The organism is Ruegeria sp. CDSC051, from assembly GCF_059610665.1.
In genome coordinates this window covers 502,643-517,668 of sequence record NZ_JBXWOC010000001.1, presented here as the reverse complement: position 1 = coordinate 517,668, position 15,026 = coordinate 502,643, and the positions used below count along the sequence as shown (strand labels likewise).

16 protein-coding genes and 1 tRNA gene are annotated in these 15,026 nt (G+C 57.6%); 5 read left to right on the top strand and 12 right to left on the bottom strand.

The annotated features are described in order from the left end of the window. Position 1: 1 nt before the first annotated feature. The 4 genes from AC2FH0_RS02555 to AC2FH0_RS02540 all read right to left on the bottom strand — a co-directional run bounded on the left by AC2FH0_RS02555 (position 2) and on the right by AC2FH0_RS02540 (position 4,593). Positions 2-433 (bottom strand): universal stress protein, encoded by a 432-nt coding sequence (locus AC2FH0_RS02555; RefSeq protein WP_271947228.1) that lies wholly within the window; start codon positions 431-433, stop codon positions 2-4. Continuing rightward, positions 430-3,039, bottom strand: coding sequence for a TRAP transporter permease (locus AC2FH0_RS02550; RefSeq protein ID WP_496691202.1), 2,610 nt, complete (start codon positions 3,037-3,039; stop codon positions 430-432). The genes AC2FH0_RS02555 and AC2FH0_RS02550 overlap by 4 nt, the downstream gene beginning before the upstream one ends. 101 nt (positions 3,040-3,140) lie before the next feature. Further along, on the bottom strand, positions 3,141-4,109 hold the full coding sequence (locus AC2FH0_RS02545; RefSeq protein WP_142633669.1) for a TAXI family TRAP transporter solute-binding subunit: 969 nt from the start codon (positions 4,107-4,109) through the stop codon (positions 3,141-3,143). Between the two features lie 398 nt (positions 4,110-4,507). Next, positions 4,508-4,593, bottom strand: a tRNA-Leu gene (locus AC2FH0_RS02540). 145 nt (positions 4,594-4,738) lie between these two features. Between AC2FH0_RS02540 and AC2FH0_RS02535 the strand changes: the two genes are divergently transcribed. Together AC2FH0_RS02535 and AC2FH0_RS02530 are read left to right on the top strand one after the other, a co-directional pair. Then, entirely contained in the window at positions 4,739-5,317 is a 579-nt protein-coding gene (locus tag AC2FH0_RS02535; RefSeq protein WP_142633667.1) for a YqaA family protein, read from the top strand. Further along, complete coding sequence (locus AC2FH0_RS02530) at positions 5,314-5,781, top strand: disulfide bond formation protein B (RefSeq protein WP_496788473.1); 468 nt, start codon at positions 5,314-5,316, stop codon at positions 5,779-5,781. The genes AC2FH0_RS02535 and AC2FH0_RS02530 overlap by 4 nt, the downstream gene beginning before the upstream one ends. Here the strand turns inward: AC2FH0_RS02530 and AC2FH0_RS02525 are convergent. After that, the gene (locus AC2FH0_RS02525) at positions 5,778-6,365 is read right to left on the bottom strand and encodes an HNH endonuclease (protein WP_142633663.1); all 588 of its coding nucleotides are present in this window, start codon (positions 6,363-6,365) and stop codon (positions 5,778-5,780) included. The genes AC2FH0_RS02530 and AC2FH0_RS02525 overlap by 4 nt on opposite strands. A gap of 210 nt (positions 6,366-6,575) precedes the next feature. On the opposite strand from AC2FH0_RS02525, the gene AC2FH0_RS02520 reads away from it, so the two are divergent. Both AC2FH0_RS02520 and AC2FH0_RS02515 read left to right on the top strand, forming a co-directional pair. Then, on the top strand, positions 6,576-7,181 hold the full coding sequence (locus AC2FH0_RS02520; protein ID WP_496691200.1) for a pseudouridine synthase: 606 nt from the start codon (positions 6,576-6,578) through the stop codon (positions 7,179-7,181). Between the two features lie 31 nt (positions 7,182-7,212). Beyond that, positions 7,213-7,638, top strand: coding sequence for a VOC family protein (locus tag AC2FH0_RS02515; RefSeq protein WP_142633659.1), 426 nt, complete (start codon positions 7,213-7,215; stop codon positions 7,636-7,638). 2 nt (positions 7,639-7,640) lie between these two features. Here the strand turns inward: AC2FH0_RS02515 and AC2FH0_RS02510 are convergent, their stop codons facing one another. From AC2FH0_RS02510 to AC2FH0_RS02495, 4 genes are read right to left on the bottom strand one after another with little or no spacing between them, the layout of a single operon-like run. Further along, positions 7,641-7,943, bottom strand: a complete 303-nt coding sequence (locus tag AC2FH0_RS02510; RefSeq protein ID WP_496691199.1) for a putative quinol monooxygenase — start codon at positions 7,941-7,943, stop codon at positions 7,641-7,643. Next, complete coding sequence (locus AC2FH0_RS02505) at positions 7,937-8,440, bottom strand: GNAT family N-acetyltransferase (RefSeq protein WP_281972058.1); 504 nt, start codon at positions 8,438-8,440, stop codon at positions 7,937-7,939. Before AC2FH0_RS02505 ends, AC2FH0_RS02510 begins: the two co-directional genes overlap by 7 nt. 3 nt (positions 8,441-8,443) lie before the next feature. Then, positions 8,444-9,109, bottom strand: coding sequence for an alpha/beta hydrolase (locus tag AC2FH0_RS02500; RefSeq protein WP_496700409.1), 666 nt, complete (start codon positions 9,107-9,109; stop codon positions 8,444-8,446). Continuing rightward, the gene (locus AC2FH0_RS02495; RefSeq protein WP_496788471.1) at positions 9,106-9,738 is read right to left on the bottom strand and encodes a DNA-3-methyladenine glycosylase family protein; all 633 of its coding nucleotides are present in this window, start codon (positions 9,736-9,738) and stop codon (positions 9,106-9,108) included. Before AC2FH0_RS02495 ends, AC2FH0_RS02500 begins: the two co-directional genes overlap by 4 nt. Before the next feature lie 96 nt (positions 9,739-9,834). Here AC2FH0_RS02495 and AC2FH0_RS02490 point away from each other — a divergent pair, with 96 nt between their 5' ends. Then, on the top strand, positions 9,835-11,061 hold the full coding sequence (locus AC2FH0_RS02490; protein WP_142633649.1) for an MFS transporter: 1,227 nt from the start codon (positions 9,835-9,837) through the stop codon (positions 11,059-11,061). A 3-nt stretch (positions 11,062-11,064) separates the two neighbouring features. Here AC2FH0_RS02490 and AC2FH0_RS02485 read toward each other — a convergent pair whose 3' ends face one another. The 3 genes from AC2FH0_RS02485 to cysS are packed head-to-tail and all read right to left on the bottom strand — an operon-like array spanning position 11,065 to position 14,875. Next, positions 11,065-11,841 (bottom strand): squalene/phytoene synthase family protein, encoded by a 777-nt coding sequence (locus AC2FH0_RS02485; RefSeq protein ID WP_496700439.1) that lies wholly within the window; start codon positions 11,839-11,841, stop codon positions 11,065-11,067. Between the two features lie 2 nt (positions 11,842-11,843). After that, entirely contained in the window at positions 11,844-13,478 is a 1,635-nt protein-coding gene (gene cimA, locus AC2FH0_RS02480) for a citramalate synthase (RefSeq protein ID WP_496788469.1), read from the bottom strand. Continuing rightward, complete coding sequence (gene cysS, locus AC2FH0_RS02475) at positions 13,478-14,875, bottom strand: cysteine--tRNA ligase (RefSeq protein ID WP_496788468.1); 1,398 nt, start codon at positions 14,873-14,875, stop codon at positions 13,478-13,480. Before cysS ends, cimA begins: the two co-directional genes overlap by 1 nt. Positions 14,876-15,026: the final 151 nt, after the last annotated feature.

Genomic DNA, 15,026 nt, shown 5'->3' with positions numbered 1-15,026 from the left:
ATCATCGCACCACGTAGACCGAGACTGTCGAATGCCGCACGACGCGCGCAGCATTCGGACCCAGCAGGTAATCCTTGAAGTCCGGCTTATGCGCCCCAATGACGATCAGGTCAGATCCGGCGCTTTCTGCGGTTTTCAGGATCTCCTGATAGGCCGTGCCCGTGGCCACCACATGGCGGATCTTTTCATTGCGCTCACTGCCCAATGTTGATGCGCACAGCTCGGTCAGTTGTTTCTGCGCCTCGGCCAAAGCCTTTTCATGGAAATCCGCCTGGAAAAAGCCGGACACCCAGCTTTCTCCAAAATCGGGCAGAACACTGACCACATCCAGCTGCGCCCCCTCCAAATCGGCCAATGCAGCGGCCTTTTGAAGGACCGGGCCATCAATTTTGCCATTGCTGATATCAACAGCACACAGAACAGAACGTGTCATGCGGGCACCCCTTGTCTGGCGGCACGGCCGCGTTGCAGGAAGGCGATCAGACCCAACAGGATCATCGCCGGGATATAGACCAGCTGCTTGGGTGGCTGGCTTGACGGCAGGCTGACCGAGGTCAGGCGCACGGCCTCATCCCCGTAATAGTCGAAGATGCTCAGATCATCGGCAACAGGCGCGCCGAACAGCGGCTCTTCCAGCTTGATCAGACCGTCCTCTTCGATCAGCAGTAGACCCATCGCATCAACCCGTGCAGGACCGCCGTCTTCGTCGCCGACAGAGACGACAACCGTGGTATCCACCATCTCAAGCGTGTCGAAATCCGGGCCGCTGATGACCAGACGTACCTCGGTTCCGGGCGGTGTTTCCCCGATCGTTTCGGTGAAAGCTGCCGGTTCAACGGTCTGATATGGGGGTGAAATCCTGTCCATAAAGTAATCCGGACGGAATAGTGCGAAAGCAACCGCGACCAAGGCAACGCTCTCATAGATCCGGCTGCGGGTCAGGAAGTAGCCCATCGTGCCCGCCGTAAAGACAAGGATCGCTATCGTCGCAAATATCGCAACGATTATCCCTTCGACCCAGGTCACATCAATCAACAGAAGGTCTGTGTTGAAGATGAAGACAAACGGCAACGCGACCGTGCGCAGGCTATAGAAGAAGGCGATGAATCCGGTCTTGATCGCATCGCCCCCCGATACGGCAGCAGCGGCGAAACTGGCCAGCCCCACAGGCGGCGTCACATCCGCCATGATGCCAAAGTAGAAGACAAACAGATGCACCGCGATCAGCGGCACAATCAGCCCGCTCTGCGCGCCCAGCTCCACGACCACACCGGCCATCAAAGAACTGACGACGATATAGTTCGCAGTGGTCGGCAGGCCCATGCCCAGGATCAGGCTGAGGATACCGACCATGATCAGCATCAGGATCAGATTGCCGCCAGACAGGAACTCGACCAGATCGGCCATCACTTGGCCCACACCGGTAAGGGTAACGGTTCCCACGATCACACCCGCCGTGGCCGTCGCCAGCGCGATACCGATCATGTTGCGCGCGCCGTCGATCATGCCCTGCCACAGATCCGCGACACCGTCGATGAACGCGTTGTAGAGGTTGCTTTGCCCCCGGAACATCGCCTTCAGCGGTTTCTGCGTCAGCAGGATCACAAACAGCAAGGACGTGGCCCAAAAGGCCGAAAGACCGGGCGATTTCTGTTCAATCATCAGGAAATAGACCAGCACGATGATCGGCAGAAGGTAATGCAGACCGGCCTTGTAGATCTCGCTAATGACCGGCAGCGTCACCTCTTTGGCATTCGGGTCATCGGGTTCCAGATCGGGCACCTGTGCGGCCAGATACAGCAGCGCCACGTAAATTGCGCAGATGATCAGGCTGAGGACCAGACCGGCCGAGTTCGGCATCCAATTTGTCACCGCCTCCACAGGGAATTGAGAGCCATAGCAGAGCCCAGCAAAAACAATGAAGAACGAGAACATACCAACCACGGTACGTGCCAGCTTCACTTCGCGGTCGCCCAATGTGGGCATGTTCCGCTTTACGGCTTCGAGATGCACGATATAGACCAGAGCAATGTATGAGATCGCCGCTGGCAGGAAGGCGTGGGTGATCACCTCGACATAGGAAATACCCACATATTCTACCATCAAGAAGGCTGCAGCGCCCATGACGGGTGGCATGATCTGCCCGTTCACCGAACTGGCGACCTCGACCGAACCTGCTTGTTCGCTGCTGAACCCAACACGTTTCATCAATGGAATGGTGAAGGTACCAGTGGTCACAACGTTTGCGATGGACGAGCCCGAGATCAGGCCGGTCGCAGCTGAGCCCACAACCGCCGCCTTGGCGGGGCCGCCGCGCAGGTGACCCAGCGCGCCAAAGGCCATCTTGATGAAATAGTTCCCTGCCCCGGCCTTATCCAACAAGGCGCCAAACAGAACAAACAGGAATACAAACTTGGTCGAAACACCCAAGGCGATACCGAACACGCCCTCGGAGGTGATCCACATGTGGCTCATCGCCTTTTTCAGGCTAGCGCCTTTCCAGCGGATGACTTCGGGCACCCATTCGGATGATCCAAAGAAGACATAGGCCAAAAAGATCGTCGCAATGATCGCCATCGCCGGGCCAAGCGCACGGCGCGCGGCCTCGAACAACAGCAATAGCCCACCCAGCGCGATCCACTTGTCAGTGTTGTCTGCCAGCCCTCCGGCATCGACGATCTTGGTATAGAAGAAATATCCGTACAGCGCCACAAACGCGCCCAGAAGGCCCATGATCCAATCTTGCACAGGGATATAATCCCGTGGGCTGGATTTCAGCGCCGGATAGGCTGCAAAGGCCAGAAACATAGCAAAGGCCAGGTGAAACTGACGCGAATTGTTAACCACGCTGCCGGGCAACACATAGTTCGCCAGGGGCGAAGCAAGTACGACCTGAAAGATCGACCAGATCGCCGCCACGATCGCAAGGAAAACGCCTACATTCCCAACCGGATTACGCCCTCCGGCATCTGAAGATGCGACCAGATCCTGTAGTTCTTCTTCGGATAGCGGGCGGTTCGATTGTGTCTCGGAACTCATGAAAATGTCTCCCCGTCGTGGCCATTTGCGGCCTTCTGAATCACCCGCTTGATACGGGTTTTGTGCGGGGCGCCCGACGGGCACCCCACGTCAGGTCTGGCTTATTGAATCCAGCCTTTTTCTTTATAGTACTTCTCGGCACCCGGATGCAGCGGGGCTGACAAGCCGTCCGCGATCATCTCTTCGGGCTTGAGGTTGGCAAATGCCGGGTGAAGCTTTTTGAAGTCATCGAAGTTCTCGAAAACCGAGCTGACAACCGCATAAACCGCATCATCCGACACGTCCGCCGAAGTCACGAAGGTCGCGCCAACGCCGAATGTCGCGGTATCACCATCCGACCCGCGGTACATGCCGCCGGGAATGGTAGCTGTACGGTAGAACGAGTTGTCGTTGACCAGCTTGTCCACGGCCTCGCCGCTGACATTGACCAGAACCGAGTCGCAAGCCGTCGTGGCTTCTTGAATCGAGCCCGAGGGGTGACCCACGGTATAGACCATTGCGTCAATCTGGTTGTCGCAAAGCGCCGCAGACTGTTCCGCCGCCTTCAACTCGGTCGCCAGTTCGAAATCGTCAGTGGACCAGCCCATTTCGCCCAGCAGAACCTCCATGGTGCCACGCTGACCGGAACCGGGGTTACCGATATTTACGCGCTTGCCTTTCAGGTCTTCGAAATTGGTCACACCGGAATCGGCACGGGCCACAACGGTAAACGGTTCGGGGTGAACCGAGAAGACGGCGCGCAGGTTTTCAAACGGGCCCGCCTCTTCGAATTTCGAGCTGCCGTTATAGGCATGGTACTGCCAGTCGGACTGCGCAACACCAAACTCCAGCTCGCCTTCGCGAATGGTGTTGATGTTGTACACGGAACCGCCGGTCGATTCGACCGAGCAGCGCACACCATGTTCCTTACGCCCTTTGTTGACCAGACGACAGATTGCACCGCCAGTTGGGTAATACACCCCGGTCACGCCACCTGTGCCGATCGTGATAAACTCTTCGGCATAGGCCGCAGGCGCCATCAGAGCCGCCGTGACAACCGCGCCGAGGCTAAGCTTGCTGCTGTTTTTCATAAGTGAACTCCCATTATTTTTCTGGTGGGAGACACATCAAAGCGCCGGATAAATGGCCCTGCGATATGCAACAACGCCCGCTATGCAGCAGGCATATCTTTGATTTTTCAGAATCTCCCAACCCGTAAGAGGTTTCATTCTGAGCATTAGCTTGTCAAGGCCAGCAGGTCACCAAAGCAGGCGTATCCTCAGATTTGACAAGCCCTCCTGAATTTTCCCCGCCTTTGACGCTTTTCTTGCGCATCTGCCCCGCAGTGACCGCAAACAAATCCAATTATGCGCTTTTGACATCGGGAATTCTGACCAGAACGCGAACGTGTGAGTTGGGAATGCGAGCAATTAGAACTGCCGAAAAGAAAAAACAGAAGGCAGGTTCCCCTAACCCTCTGTTTTTACTTTGGTACCCAAGGCCGGACTCGAACCGGCACGGTATCACTACCGGGGGATTTTGAATCCCCTGCGTCTACCATTCCGCCACTTGGGCCACGGACACTGAATTAGCGTTCAAAATCGAGAAGGTCCAGAGGCAAAAAACACCCTGATTGAGGAATGTTCCAGCCTGCAAGGTTGACGGCCTGCGGGGCGCATGATTTGGCTTACCCAACACATGTACAGGGAAATTGCACCTGATGCTGCGACCTCTTTATGACTGGACCATTCGCCTGGCAGAACACCCGAATGCCTTGTGGGCGCTGGCTATTGTTTCCTTCATCGAAAGCTCTTTCTTTCCGATACCGCCGGACGTTCTGATGATCCCCATGATCCTTGCCCGACCCTCCCGGGCCTGGCTGATTGCTTCTGTTGCACTGGTAGCTTCGGTTTTGGGCGGAATGTTAGGCTATGCAATCGGCGCGTTCTTTTATGAAAGCCTCGGCCAGCCCATCCTTGAATCCATGGGCAAAGCCCACGCCATGGAAGAGTTCAACACACGGTTCAATGACTTTGGTTTCTGGGCTGTTCTGGCCGCTGGGGTTACGCCTTTTCCCTATAAGGTCATCACCATCATGTCCGGCTGGACAGGGATGCCCCTGGGCACCTTCATTGCCACCTCGATCCTGGCCCGAGCGATCCGGTTCTTCATCGTCGCAGGTTTGCTTTGGGGCTTCGGAGAGCCGATCCGCAGCTTTATAGAAAAGCGGCTGGGCCTTATGTTTACCCTGTTCATCATCCTTCTGTTCGGCGGGTTCCTAGCGGTGAGATTCCTATGACAAGACGAAATTTACTGGTCCTGGTTGCCACGTTTGGATCTGTAGCATTGCTGCTTGGGGCCTTTGCGTTTCAGTATCTCGGCGGGCTTACACCCTGCAAAATGTGCATCTGGCAACGCTATCCGCATGCTGTCGCCATCCTGATCGGTGCTGCGGCGCTTGCGCTACCTCGGCTGGCGATCCTCCCTCTTTTAGGCGTCATGGCGGCGCTGACCACTGCGGTCATTGGTGTCTATCACGCTGGTGTAGAACGCGGTTTGTGGGAAGGTCCGTCAAGCTGCACATCAAGCAGCATCGGCGGTCTGTCGGCAGAAGAACTGCTGGATCAGATCATGTCGGCACCACTGGTACGCTGTGATGATATTCCATGGGAGTTATTTGGTGTTTCCATGGCCGGATGGAATGCCGCTTTGTCTTTCGTTCTGGTTCTGCTCTGGTTCGCCGCGTGGCGTGAAGGCCGTTAGAGCTCGTCCAGTTCCGCATCCCAATAGAGAAAGTCGATCCAACTGTCATGCAGGTGGTTCGGTGGGAATTTTCGTCCAACGTTGCGCAAAGCCTCGGCATCCGGCTGCCGCGGAGGCTTGCGCAATGTCATTCCTGCTTGCCGCAGTGATTTAGACCCTTTGCGCAAGTTACATGGGCTACAGGCCGCAACAACGTTCTGCCAGCTTGTCACCCCGCCCGCCGCGCGCGGGATCACATGATCAAAGGTCAGATCCCCACGGCTGCCACAGTATTGGCAGCGGAATTCATCCCTCAGAAATAAATTAAAGCGCGTGAAGGCCACGCGCTTTCTGGGTTTTACATAATCTTTCAGCACAACGACCGAGGGTATTCGTATCTCGGTGCTCGGGCTTCGGACAACTTCGTCATATTCGGCGACGATATCCACCCTGTCCAGCCAGGCAGCTTTTATGGCCTCCTGCCACGGCCAGAGCGATAGTGGATAGTAGGACAAGGGGCGGTAATCGGCGTTCAAAACCAATGCCGGATGATGCTTGAGCGCACCGGGTTCCCTGACAAATTCGGTCCTGAAGTCTCCGTCCATATCAGAATCGCTCCACGCTCTGCTCTGCCTCTTTTGACATCAGAGCGGAGAACCCCCGCCCCGGCCTTAGCTTTACTATATATCGTGTTAAAGCTCTGACAAGCCCTGAGTTTCCACAATATCTCGGGGATTGAGCATTCCGAATCCGTAACAGGCCGATGACAGTTATCCACAGGTTGCACCAATTCGATCGCCGGGCTATGGCGGGTAATGTCCTGGTTCATCCGCTTCAATAAACCATTCAATGTATTGCCGCAGTTCACGGATCGCGCGAATGCGGAGTCTCCGCGCAGTACGCTGTCGGATTTCATTGATCTGCCGGACGTGTATCCCGCCGGGCGATTGGACCGCGATAGCGAAGGTTTGATGCTGTTGACCGACAATGGTCGCCTTCAGGCGCGGATAGCCGATCCCAAGCATAAAATGGCTAAGACCTATTGGGTGCAGGTCGAAGGGGAGCCAGACGCCTCCGCCCTAAAAGCCCTGCGCGATGGTGTTGAGCTGAAGGAGGGCTTGACCCGCCCTGCCAAGGCGCGATTGATGGATCAGCCCGAGGCATTATGGCCGCGCGACCCGCCGATCAGAGTGCGGCAGACGGTGTCGGATTGTTGGGTCGAACTGGTCCTTCGAGAAGGTCGAAACAGGCAAGTGCGCAGGATGACGGCGGCCGTTGGGCACCCGACCCTTCGACTGATCCGCGCCCGGATTGGCGACTGGACATTGGACGGGCTTGAGCCGGGGCAATGGGATAGCCTATCTATGCCTGCCCTCGCGCCATCTTCTTCGCGCAAGCGGGATCGGCGCCCACGTCGGTGACCGAAACGCCTATTTGTGATAGGATAGAGGAATGAAGGTATCACCTGACATTCCGCAGCCAACCGGCCTTTTAGAAGCGTCACTTTATGTCGACGACCTGGATGCTGCAGAGCATTTCTATGGGGACGTTCTGGCGCTTGAGCAAATCCAGCGTGTCGCCAACCGGCATGTGTTCTACAAGGTGGGTGGTTCAGTGTTGCTGCTATTCAATGCGGCAGAGACCGAAAAACCTCCAGGCAACCCGCGCCTGCCTGTTCCCGCCCATGGCGCCCAAGGTCCGGGTCATGCCTGCTTTGGCATGGCGCGCGCGCAAATCGCGGTGATGCGAAAACATCTTATAGACTGGAACGTGCCCGTAGACGCTGAATTTGAATGGCCGAACGGAGTACTGTCTTTATACGTTCGCGACCCGTCCGGGAATTCCATCGAATTCGCCGAGCCTTCCTTATGGGACTAGGATCACCGCAGCGGTTTCTTGTCACCTCCCGTGATCCGATAGATTAGACTTTCAGTCACTCCGACCTTGCCTAGCACCGCCTGAAATGTTGCCATGTGCGGTGTGGCAAAATGCGCCTCGAGCGCGGCCTGACTTTCCCATTCTTCGTAGATCCGAAACCGATTGGCATGACCCAGAATCTGGCTGAATTCATAGACCGTGCAGCCTGCTTCCTTCACCGTCTCGGCAACCATTTCCTGCGCAGCTTTTCTGGCAGCCTCGACACCTTCCGGCGTAATTTCGATAGTTCCGGTTACGATCAGCATGGTATCTCCAATCTCAGATCAATCCGTTTGGTAATCCTGTCGACCGGCGTGCCGTCACGAAGGGGCACACCAAAATCAACCGAGTAATCTTGGAATCCCATCTTCTCATAATAGTTCAGGCCCATCCGGTTATCAGCCCTTATTGTCGCGCTGATGGAACCGAGCCCAACCCCTACGGCAAATTTGGCGGTTTCTTCAAACAAGGCACGCCCTGCCCCCTTCAAAACCGGTTCGCGGCGGGTGAAGGTCGCAATGTCAGCACAATCGTCGGGCAGTGCGTCATTCACCCCAAGCCATTGAAACCCGGCAACCTCACCTTGCGCGTCCATCGCCACATGGCTGCAAATCTTATCGAGACCCAATAGATAACTCTGCGCAAACTGCGCCTCGGAGAAAGGGGTTTCGAACGCAGTCGTACCACCAATGGCGATGATCTGGTTGAGCAAATCGCAAGCTGCTGCGACATCCTCGGGCATCATGGGGCGGACCGCAATCATCGCTTAAAGGCTCAGCTTGTCACGCATGAAAGCCAGTGCGACGCTAAGACCATCCGGGGCAATACCGTGGCCGGTGCCCTTCATGACATGGGCATAGACCTCTTTGAACTCAGCCGCTTGCAGGGCCTCGGCGGCTTCGGGCAAGGATTGTGGCGGCACGACGTCATCGGCGTCGCCATGTACCAGTAGGACCGGCATGCGGCTGACTGTTTCATCCGGCAGCAGATCGGGTTCCAGAAGGCGTCCTGAAAAGGCTACTATCCCGGCCACTGGGTCCTCGCGGCGCGGGGCGACATGCAGGCTCATCATCGTGCCCTGCGAGAAACCGAACAGAACCACCTGCTCGGGCAGAACATCTTCGTCCACCATCAACGCATCGAGGAAAGCGTCGAAGTCATCCGCCGCCATTTCCATCCCGCGGCGCGATTCTTCTTCGGAAGAGCCATCAATCCACGGGATCGGGAACCACTGAAAGCCATTGGGCATACCCGGGATCTGCTCGGGCGCGTCAGGGGCAACGAACAGAGTGTCCGGTAGATGCTCACCTAACACATCGGCCAGGCCCAGCAAGTCGGCCCCGTTGGCGCCATAGCCATGCACGAACACCACGACCGAGCGCGTATCGCCCGAAACCGGCTCTTTTCGGAGCGCATTCAAAACCCGTGTCATCTGATCCCTTCTCGTTCTTTTGCGACCCGGTAATAGGCCCACAACACCCGCGCTGCAACCGACCGCCAGGGTGACCACGCTTCGGCCATCTGGCGCAGTTCTTTATCCGTAGGTCGCTTGGGTAAATCATAGAGGATGCGCGCGGCCTCTTGCAGCGCAAGGTCGCCCGGCGCAATCACATCGGCACGGCCCAGAGAAAACATCGCGTAAATCTCGGCAGTCCAGACGCCTATGCCTGAAACTTCGGTCAGGATCGCCACAACATCCTCATCAGGTGCGTCGCGTAACGCCTTGTAATCAATACGAGCCTCCGCAAGCGCTCGGGCATATCTGATCTTTTGGCGGCTCAGGCCCACCGCACGCAAATCCTCATCGGTGGCCCACATGATTTTGCGTGGGCCCGTCAGTTTTGCATCTTGCAGGCGTTTCCATATGGCATTGGCCGAGGCCACGCTGACCTGTTGGCTGACGATCGCGCTGAGCAGCTGGGCAAACCCGTCAGGGCGCCGGCGCAGCGGCAAAGGCCCGGTCTGGTCCATCGCATAGGCCATGCGCGGACAGGTCTCGGCCAGCCACTTGGCCCCGTCGGCCACGCAATCGGGGGTTTCAATGATACGTCCGACGGACATGCGCGCTCCGGCAAATTGGTCAGCAGCACGTTAGGGTGCTTTGTCGCAGATGCAACCGTCTTGTATGACCCTGCTTTCATCGCTACGCATTGGCGCATGACAATGACACCCACGATCCCGGATAACAGTCAGGCCAAGCGTAATGTCGCTGTTCTGGTCGCAGCTCAGGCCATTCTGGGATCGCAGATGCCGATGATCTTTATTGTTGGCGGTCTGGCCGGGCAGTCGCTGGCCACCAATGCCTGTCTCGCAACCCTGCCCATCTCGCTGATCGTGCTGGGGTCAATGCTGGCGGCAACGCCGATTTCCGCCATAATGCAACGCTGGGGACGGCGCGCAGGGTTTCTGGTTGGGGCAACGGCAGGTGCCTGCGGGGGTCTGGTTGGTGCCTACGGTTTGTATCTGGCCTCGTTCCCGGTCTTCCTGGCGGGCAGTCTGCTGACCGGCATCTATATGAGCGCGCACGGATTCTATCGCTTTGCCGCCGCGGACACAGCCTCGGACGCCTTTCGCCCTAAGGCAATCTCATACGTCATGGCCGGCGGTCTGGCCGCCGCGCTCATTGGCCCCCAAATCGTTAAGCTGACCTCTACCGCCTATGTGATCCCATTCCTGGGCACCTATCTGGCGGTGATTGTGCTCAACATTCTGGGCTCGGTCTTGTTTTTCTTTCTGGACATCCCCACGCCTGCAAAAGCCGCTGAGGGGGCCCCGACCGGACGCACCCGGCTTGAGATGCTAAAGACGCCGCGCATCGCCGTGGCCATCATCTGCGCAATGGTTTCTTATGCGTTGATGAATCTGGTCATGACATCCACTCCGCTGGCAGTGGTTGGTTGTGGCTACACAGCCAATGACGCGGCAGATGTGGTCTCTTTTCACGTTCTCGCCATGTACATCCCCAGTTTCTTCACCGGCCAGTTGATTGCCCGTTTCGGCGTCGAAAAGATCGTAGCTCTTGGTCTCGCAATCCTTGCCGGTGCTGGCGTTGTCGCCTTGCAAGGGGTTGAGCTTGAGAACTTCTTCATCGCTCTGATCTTGCTGGGCGTCGGTTGGAATTTTGGCTTTATTGGCGCGACCACCATGTTGGCGGCATCGCATGACATCAACGAGCGTGGCCGTATGCAGGGTCTGAACGACCTGCTGGTATTCGGTGGTGTAACACTGGCTTCGCTTGCTTCGGGTGGATTGATGAACTGCTCTGGCGGCTCACCGGTTGAAGGCTGGACCGCGGTAAACCTTGCCATGGTTCCATTGTTGACTCTGGCCGGGGGCGCATTGCTTTGGTTGGTTCTGCGCCCGTCCGATCCCGAAACGGTCTGAGGTCTACCAGCGACCCCGGACCACCTTCCACATCAGGGAAACCCGGCGCCGAACCTCACCCTGCATCAAATTCCCTGCGGCCACGCGATCTGGCTGAGCAATCGCCTTGCGCAACACCCATTCAGATTGCCAACCCGCCAAAAGCGCCGGGCGCGCCTCTGGTGAAATCGCCAGACGCTGTCCCTGTGCGCGCCGTAACCGGTTCAGAGCCTTTTGCGCCAGATCGCGCACTGCATCGGGTGTTCCATCCAACAAAGGAATACGCCCGCGCACTTCAAGATCCGGGATTGCGCGCAACCAGTTCGCCACGCCAACGGCATAGCCGAAATCTCGTAACACAGGCTCGTCGGCCTCACCCAAAGATTGCGCCGACGCCACCATCAAACTGGCCGAGCTGTGATTTAGGTAGGCCTCAAAATGGGTCTCGTCCTCAAAAGGATCGCGATAGATATCCCAGCGCCTTACGGCCACGTATTCATCCAGCATCACCGCCAGATGTGGAGAAAGAACCTGCGATAACGCCGTCACGACCTCATGTCGACGCACAGTCGGACCTTCAGCAATTTCCTGCAATGCATCGCGCCACCATTGCAGGCGCATTTCGGCAATCATCGCCTCTTGCGTGACCCAGGGCGCTCGGGCGACCTCGACATTCAGCGCATAGATCGGAAACAGAACCGAACGTGCGGCAACCGGCGCGGCCATCGCCGCCATGAACCGGTCCGGATCGGCGCGATGCACCAATGCAGCACAGGCCTTCAGATCGTCATTGAACTGCACTGTCACTCGGCCACCACCGCCCGAGGACGGCAATCCCGTACAAGCTTCCACTGGATCGCATCCAATAGGGCCTCAAACGACGCATCCACTATGTTCGCGCTGACCCCGACAGTTGACCAGCGCCGCCCCTGCCCGTCTTCGCTGTCGATGATGACCCGCGTCACGGCCTCGGTTCCACCTTGGGTGATCCGCACCTTGAAATCGACCAGATGCATGTCGTCCAATATCCGCGAATATTGCCCCAGATCCTTGGCCAGAGCCTTGGCCAAAGCGTTCACTGGTCCTCGGTCGCTGCCATCTTCGTCCAGAGATTCACTGACCGACAGCTTCTTTTCCCCGTCGACCTTCACCACGACAACCGCCTCGGACAGGCTGACCATCTTGTCATACTTGTTCTTCCGCCGCTCAACCGTGACCTTATAGCGTTTGACCTCGAAAAAGGCGGGCAACTGACCCAGCTCATCGCGCGCCAACAGCTCAAAACTGGCCTGGGCGGTGTCATAAGAATAGCCTTCGGCCTCGCGCTGCTTGATCCGGTCAAGAATGCGCCCCAGCGCCGGATCACCACTTTCCACGCTCAGGCTGGCCTCAGTCAGGCGTTTACGCAGATTCGACTGCCCCGCCTGGTTCGACATCGGGATGATCCGTGCATTGCCGACAGTCGCCGGATCTACATGTTCGTACGTCGACGGATCCTTCAGGATCGCGCTGGCATGCAGCCCTGCCTTATGCGCAAAAGCAGACGCCCCCACATAGGCCGCCTGCTTGCTGGGAACCCGGTTCAGGATTTCGTCCAACATACGGCTGACCCGTGTCAGACCCGCCAAGGCCTCGACGCTGACCCCAATATCAAACTGCGACACATAAGGTTCTTTCAGCAGCAAAGTGGGGATCAAAGCAGTCAGGTTTGCATTCCCGCAGCGTTCGCCCAACCCGTTCAGGGTTCCCTGAACCTGACGCACGCCCGCATCCACAGCAGCGAGCGAGCACGCAACTGCGTTTTCCGTGTCATTATGGGTATGAATGCCCAAACGTTCACCTGACAAGCCTGCGGCAATCACCTCGGATACAACCCGCGACACTTCACCGGGCAATGCACCCCCATTGGTGTCACACAGAACAACCCAGCGAGCTCCGGCCTCTAAAGCGGCCTTGCAAACCTGGACCGCATATCCGGGATTGTCCCTGTAGCCGTCAAAGAAATGCTCGGCGTCAAAAAGCGCCTCACGCCCCTGCGCCACGATATGCGCAACCGAGGCGCGCACGTTCTCGACATTCTCCTCCAGAGTGATCCCCAGCGCCTGGGTCACGTGGTAATCATGCGACTTGCCCACAAGACACACTGCCTTTGTGCCTGCGTTCATCACCGCCGCAAGAACATCGTCATTCTCAGCCGACCGGCCCGCGCGTTTGGTCATCCCAAAAGCGGTCAACCGCGCTTCAGTCTTCGGCGCGGCATCAAAAAACGCACTGTCAGTTGGGTTCGCCCCAGGCCAACCGCCTTCGATGTAATCCACACCCAACTCGTCCAGAGCCTGCGCGATCTGCACCTTCTCAGCGGTCGAGAACTGCACGCCCTGCGTCTGCTGCCCATCGCGCAGCGTGGTGTCGTAGAGGTAAAGGCGTTCCTTGGGCATCACACCTCCTCCAGCTTCGCAGCATCGAAACCAGCGCCGGGCACCAGTTCAACGCCATCTTTGCTCATCCGCACTTCCAGACCAGCGGCCACATATGCGGCCTTCAAGCGATCCACTTCCGAGAAGTCCTTGCTCTGCATCGCCCCTGCCCGTGCGTCCGCCAACCGGTCCGCATGTGCGGACAGGTCCACCGATGCCGTGTCTGCCCACGCCCCCATCTCAGGGGTCAACAGACCCAGCAACCGCCCGCTAGCCAACAAACCGGCAACGTCCCCATCCGCCGCAAGACGGTGGAGTTCAGCGAGGGCACCCGCCGTGTTCAGGTCATCACTGAGCGCAGCGATGACTGCGGGTGCCGCGCTGGCGGCGGGCTCGATGCCCGCTGTCAGCGCCCGCCACTTGCGCAGCGTTGCTTCGGCTTCGCGTGCCTTTTTCTCAGTCCAGTCCATCGGCTTGCGATAATGGGTCTGCAAGAACACAAAGCGGATCACCTCACCCGGCACGCCCTGTTCCAACAGATCACGCACGGTGAAGAAATTGCCCAGCGATTTGGACATCTTCTTGCCTTCGACTTGCAGCATCTCATTGTGCAGCCAAACGCGCGCAAACTCGCCATGCGGGTGGGCGCATTTGCTCTGGGCGATCTCGTTTTCATGGTGCGGGAACATCAAATCGTTGCCACCGCCGTGAATGTCAAAGCTCTCACCCAACAGCTCATAGCTCATGGCCGAGCATTCGATATGCCAACCCGGACGCCCTCGGCCCCAAGGAGACTCCCACCCGGGCAACTCGTCGGTAGACGGCTTCCACAGAACGAAATCCATCGGGTTCTTCTTATACGGCGCAACTTCGACCCGGGCACCCGCGATCATGTCATCCACGGACCGACCGGACAGGGCTCCGTATTTCTCTTTCCAACTGTCCACGGCGAACAGAACATGCCCCTCGCGGGCATAGGCGTGTTCCTTGTCGATCAGGTCTTCGATCATTGCGATCATCTGCGCGATGAATTCAGTGGCGCGCGGCATATGGTCGGGTTTGAGCGCACCAAGCTCGCCCATGTCGCGCAGATACCAGCCGATGGTCTCATCTGACCGTTCCTTCACCAACTCTTCCAACGTCCCCGCGGCCCCCGCCTTTTGGCGCTCCAATGCGGTTGCGTTGATCTTGTCATCGACGTCGGTGAAATTGCGCACATAGGTCACATGATCTGCGCCATAAACATGCCGCAGCAAACGATAGAGCACATCAAACACGACCACGGGCCGCGCGTTACCCAGATGGGCACGGTCATAGACGGTAGGTCCACAGACATACATCCGCACATTGTCGGCGCTGATCGGAACGAAATCCTCTTTTGTCCGTGTCCGTGTGTTGTGCAGTTTGATCGTCTTCATCTGTCGGCTCCTAAGAACGGCATAGCGTCTCGCGTTGGCGCGGGCTTAGCAACTTGTCTCAGGGAAGAAAACGAAAGAAACCGGCCCGCTTGATAAATCAGCAGGTAATGCAGCAGATAATGATGCAGGTCATCCGGTTCATGGATCATCC